Annotated in this window: 6 protein-coding genes; 1 reads left to right on the top strand and 5 read right to left on the bottom strand. The window is 63.5% G+C overall.

The window, feature by feature from the left end; all coding sequences use genetic code 11:
- From plsX to F8K16_RS07090, 3 genes are all read right to left on the bottom strand, one after another.
- Nucleotides 1-1,016: phosphate acyltransferase PlsX (gene plsX / locus F8K16_RS07080; protein WP_294948678.1), on the bottom strand; the 1,016-nt coding region annotated here is incomplete at its 3' end.
- Between the two features lie 33 nt (nt 1,017-1,049).
- Complete coding sequence (rpmF, locus tag F8K16_RS07085; RefSeq protein WP_294948680.1) at nt 1,050-1,220, bottom strand: 50S ribosomal protein L32; 171 nt, start codon at nt 1,218-1,220, stop codon at nt 1,050-1,052.
- Nucleotides 1,221-1,242: 22 nt separating this feature from the next.
- Nucleotides 1,243-1,782 (bottom strand): YceD family protein, encoded by a 540-nt coding sequence (locus tag F8K16_RS07090; RefSeq protein ID WP_294948682.1) that lies wholly within the window; start codon nt 1,780-1,782, stop codon nt 1,243-1,245.
- Nucleotides 1,783-1,840: 58 nt separating this feature from the next.
- Here F8K16_RS07090 and F8K16_RS07095 point away from each other — a divergent pair, with 58 nt between their 5' ends.
- Nucleotides 1,841-2,431: a nucleoside triphosphate pyrophosphatase gene (locus tag F8K16_RS07095; protein WP_294948684.1), complete on the top strand. Its 591-nt coding sequence runs from the start codon at nt 1,841-1,843 to the stop codon at nt 2,429-2,431.
- On the opposite strand, the gene F8K16_RS07100 is transcribed toward F8K16_RS07095, so the two are convergent.
- Both F8K16_RS07100 and rluC read right to left on the bottom strand, forming a co-directional pair.
- Nucleotides 2,392-3,078 (bottom strand): HAD-IA family hydrolase, encoded by a 687-nt coding sequence (locus F8K16_RS07100; RefSeq protein ID WP_294948686.1) that lies wholly within the window; start codon nt 3,076-3,078, stop codon nt 2,392-2,394. The genes F8K16_RS07095 and F8K16_RS07100 overlap by 40 nt on opposite strands.
- Nucleotides 3,045-4,010 (bottom strand): 23S rRNA pseudouridine(955/2504/2580) synthase RluC, encoded by a 966-nt coding sequence (rluC, locus tag F8K16_RS07105; RefSeq protein ID WP_294948688.1) that lies wholly within the window; start codon nt 4,008-4,010, stop codon nt 3,045-3,047. The genes F8K16_RS07100 and rluC overlap by 34 nt, the downstream gene beginning before the upstream one ends.
- Nucleotides 4,011-4,410 lie beyond the last annotated feature (400 nt).

The raw sequence follows: 4,410 nt of genomic DNA on the forward strand, positions 1-4,410 counted from the left end.
GCGTGTTCGGGTTCATCCACACAGTCCTGATTCTGTTCGATGGCGTCCATCAGCTCGCCCAGTCGCTGGCTGATGCGCTCCGGAATGTTCTTCGCCACTTCTCGGCGCGCCTGACCGATGGCATGAAAGAAGGCAAAGGTGTCGGCACCGCCGTGGCTCTTGATGACGATCTTGCGCAGCCCCAACAGGCTGGCCCCGTTGTAGCGGCGCGGATCCATGGTCTGGCGCAGCTGTCTGAGCACCGGCAGAGCCACCAGTCCGGCCAGACGGGTGAACAGGTTGCGGTTGAAAGCCTTCTTGAGGTGGAATGAGATCATCTTGGCCACACCTTCCGAAGCCTTGAGGGCGATGTTGCCGTCGAAACCGTCGCAGACGACCACATCCACCTCGCCCCTGAAGATGTCATCCCCTTCCACATAACCGATATAGTTGAGCGGCGCGCGCACCAGCAGGCGGTGGGCGTAGCGGATGCGCTCCGGTCCCTTGATCTCCTCCTCGCCGATATTGAGCAGACCGACTTTCGGCGCATCGTTGTCGTCCAGCTCGCTGGCCAGCACGGAACCCATCAGGGCGAACTGGACCAGATTCTCACCATCCACACCCACATTGGCCCCCAGATCCAGCATGTGCACATGCCCTGTCTGGGTCGGCATGGCGGTGCAGATGGCCGGACGCTCAATGCCCGGCAGCGTTTTCAGCACGAACTTGGACATGGCCATCAGCGCGCCGGTGTTGCCGGCACTGACACAGGCGTCCGCCTCGCCGGACTTGACCAGATTGAGCGCGATGCGCATGGAAGACTTGCGCTTCTGGCGCAGAGCCCGGGAAGGCAGATCATCCATCTCCACCACCTCATCGGCGTGGATGATGGCAAGTCGGGGATGCGCGCCCTGCTCACCCACCGCCTGGCGCAGCGCCTGCTCGTCACCGACCAGCAGCAGCTCGAGATCCTGCCAGGTTTCCAGCGCCTTTAACGCGGCGGGGACCGTAACCGAAAGGCCGTGGTCCCCGCTCATGGCATCTATTGCGATTTTCAAGGCCGGTCAGCTTTACTTGTTGATGACCTTCTTGCCCTTGTAGTAGCCGTCCGCGGTCACATGGTGACGACGGTGCAGCTCACCGGTGGTGGGATCGACGCTCAGCTTGGGTCCACTGATGGCGTCGTGGGAGCGGCGCATGCCGCGCTTGGAAGGGGTCTTGCGGTTCTGTTGAACAGCCATGGTCTTCTCCTTGAGTCAGCATTCAGTGTTTCGGTTCTTCATCATTACCGCTGCGCAGCGCCGCCAGCACCGCGAACGGGTTCTCTTCGTCAGCCACAGGTGCGGGTGTCCTGTCGTGATCCTGCCAAACCAGCGGTTCACCGGGCTGCCTGGGCACCATGGGAATGGCCAGCAGCAGCTCATCCTCGATCAGCCGCCACGGATTGATGCGCTCACCCGCATCCAGCAGCCAGGCATCATAGGCTTCCGGCACCCATTCGGCCTCGCCCTCGCTGGCCACAAACACCGCCGTGAGCTTCTCATCCACCGGCTGCCGGTAGGCATCCAGTGTCCGCTGACACTGCAGCGGCATGTCGCCCTGCATGGTCAGCTCGAAAGCGGGCCGGCGACTCTCAGGCTCCATGAAGAAGCGCAGCGTCATCTCGATCGGCGATGGCGGCAGGCGGTCATCCAGCGCCGCCATCAGCCGAGGAAACTGCCGCACATCAAGCGACAGCTGATACTGCCTGTTCTGCCGGGCCGCCTGCTCCGGCTCGATCCAGTCCGGCATCGGCTTGGCCATATCACATGCCCGAATTTTGTTAAGCTGTCAATTATAACAGCAAGTTGTGGAGTTTTACATGCTGATTCTCGCATCCACATCGCCCTGGCGCCGCATGCTGCTGGAGCGACTGCAGCTGCCTTTTGAGACCATCTCACCCGAGGTGGACGAAGCGCCACTGCCCGATGAAACGGTGGCGGAGAGGGTGCGCCGCCTCAGTCGTGCCAAGGCCGAAGCGGTGGCACGCCACCATCCCGATGCCTTCGTCATCGGCTCCGACCAGAGCGCCGAGGTGGACGGGGTGATCCTGCACAAGCCCGGCAGCTACGCGCGCGCCTTTGAGCAGCTGCGCCACCTTTCCGGTCGCACGGTCACCTTCCACACCGGACTGTGCGTCTGCCACGCCGGCCACTGCGTGGAGACCATGGACCGGAGCGTGACCCGTTTCCGCGTCCTGGACGATGCGCTGATCGACTGGTATCTGAAAAGGGAACAGCCCTACAACTGCGCCGGCGCCATCAAATCGGAAGGACTGGGTGCGCTGCTGATCGAGCGCATCGAAAACGACGACCCCGCCGCCCTGATCGGCCTGCCACTGCTGAAACTGGTGGACCTGCTGGCCGAACTGGACTACCCCTTCCCCTGGCAGACCCGTGGCAGCAGCCACTGACGCAGTTCGTCCAGATGGTGGAAATGGGCCAGCGGCCCAAAGGCGTCCAGTTCGGCATGATCGTGCACGCCGAAGCTGACCGCCACCCGGTCCATGCCGGCATTGCGCGCCATTTCCATGTCAAAGGTGGTATCCCCCACCATCAGCGCCTGCTCAACTGGCACCCCCGTTTCCTGCAGAATCTGCTCCAGCATCAGCGGATCCGGTTTGGAGGCCGCCTCCACCGGCGTGCGTGTCACGTCAAAATAGTGCGCCAGGCCGCTTTCAGGCAGAATCTGATCCAGCCCGCGCCGGCTCTTGCCGGTGGCGATGGCCAGCATGGCGCCGGCCGCTTTCAGATCCCGCAGCAACGCCTCCGCGCCATCAAAGGGGCGCATGGGGATGTCGGACTCCTGTAGAAAGTGGCGGGAGTAGGCTGCCGCCATGGCCTCCACCTGCTCAGGGGTGGCTCGGGGATAGAGCTGCTCGATGGCCCGGGTCAGGCTGAGACCGATGATGCTGGCGCTGGTCTTCTCATCCAGCACCGGCAGCCCCGCTTCACGGGCCGCATGCTGGATGGCGTCCACGATGCGACGCTCGGAATCCATCAGCGTGCCATCCCAGTCAAAGATGATCAGCCGGTAGCACTTTTCTGCTGACACAGACACTCAAAAACCTCCGTAAACAGTTGCGGCACGGGCGCCTCCAGCTCCAGCCACTGCCCCGTGGCCGGATGCTCGAACCCCAACCGCCAGGCATGCAGCGCCAGCCGACGCAGGCCACAGGCGCGCGCCTGCCGGTTGGCCCCGGCATCACCGTACTTCTCATCACCCAGCACCGGATGCCCGGCATGGAGCGTGTGTACGCGGATCTGATGGGTGCGCCCCGTCTCGATGCGTACCTCAATCCGGCTGACCCGCTCACAGGCTGCCAGCACCCGGAACCGGCTGCGTGAGGGTTTGCCTTCGGACGAGACCCGCACTATCCGCTCACCCGACTGCAGGGTGTTCTTCAGCAGCGGCGCGTCCACCAGCGCGCATCCACGGGGCCAACGCCCCGCCACCAGCGCCTGATAGATCTTTTTCAAGCGATGCTCTCGCACCTGCGCATGCAACGCCTTGAGCACGGACGCCTTCTTGGCCAACAGGATGATTCCGGACGTGTCCCGGTCAAGCCGGTGCACCAGCTCAAGACGACGCGCCCTGGGACGCGCCGCACGGGCCAGCTCGATCAGCCCCCAGCTCAGCCCGCTGCCGCCATGCACCGCCATGCCCGAGGGCTTGTTGAGCGCCATCAGATCGTTGTCTTCATAAAGCACCAGCGCCTCGAAACGCGTCCGCGCAGCCTCATCGAACGCCCGCTGCGGTGCCGGCGCCGCCTGCTGCACGGGCGGAATGCGCACCACATCCCCCACCCGCAGGCGGTCGCTGACCCGGGCGCGCTTCTTATTGACACGCACCTGGCCCTTGCGCACGATGCGGTAGACGAGCGCACGGGGCACCCGGCGCAACTGGCGCATGAGAAAGTTGTCCAGCCGCTGGCCGGCATCCTCTTCGGACACCGTGACCAGGCGGACCTTCGATGGGGCCGAGTTCCGCATGGCGCGTAGTTTACGTCAGCCGTCCGTCCGGCGCACCCGTCACCGCAGGACAGATTCACCGGACATTTGCGGCAACTCCTTGAGCGTGCTATATTTTGTCGGCATTCCGTCTTCAGGCATGCAAGATGAAGCGGCTGCGCCCGAAACATGCCGGCGCAGCGATGACGGAAACCGAAACGATTTGAAGCAAGAAACCGCCGAAACGGCGGTCGGGTGCACAAACCGGCAGACAGGCATACCGAATCGCAAGACGATTCGCCAGCGCGCCCGAAACGGGATAAGACGCTGGCTGGCAACGCCGACTTGAACACAGAATTTCGCGCCGGCCCGATCCGAGTCACTGTGACGGGCCGATCAGACTAACAGGACACGGTTTTGTTGACAGGCCAACCGCTTACAA

Origin of the sequence: Sulfurivirga sp., from assembly GCF_015490265.1 — a bacterium.
Classification (GTDB): Bacteria; Pseudomonadota; Gammaproteobacteria; order Thiomicrospirales; family Thiomicrospiraceae; genus Sulfurivirga.

Excerpts from the sequence above, each read along its gene's own strand:
- rpmF (WP_294948680.1), bottom strand. The coding sequence starts at position 1,220 with ATGGCTGTTCAACAGAACCGCAAGACCCCTTCCAAGCGCGGCATGCGC.
- F8K16_RS07090 (WP_294948682.1), bottom strand. The coding sequence starts at position 1,782 with ATGGCCAAGCCGATGCCGGACTGGATCGAGCCGGAGCAGGCGGCCCGG.
- rluC (WP_294948688.1), bottom strand. The coding sequence starts at position 4,010 with ATGCGGAACTCGGCCCCATCGAAGGTCCGCCTGGTCACGGTGTCCGAA.
- F8K16_RS07095 (WP_294948684.1), top strand. The coding sequence starts at position 1,841 with ATGCTGATTCTCGCATCCACATCGCCCTGGCGCCGCATGCTGCTGGAG.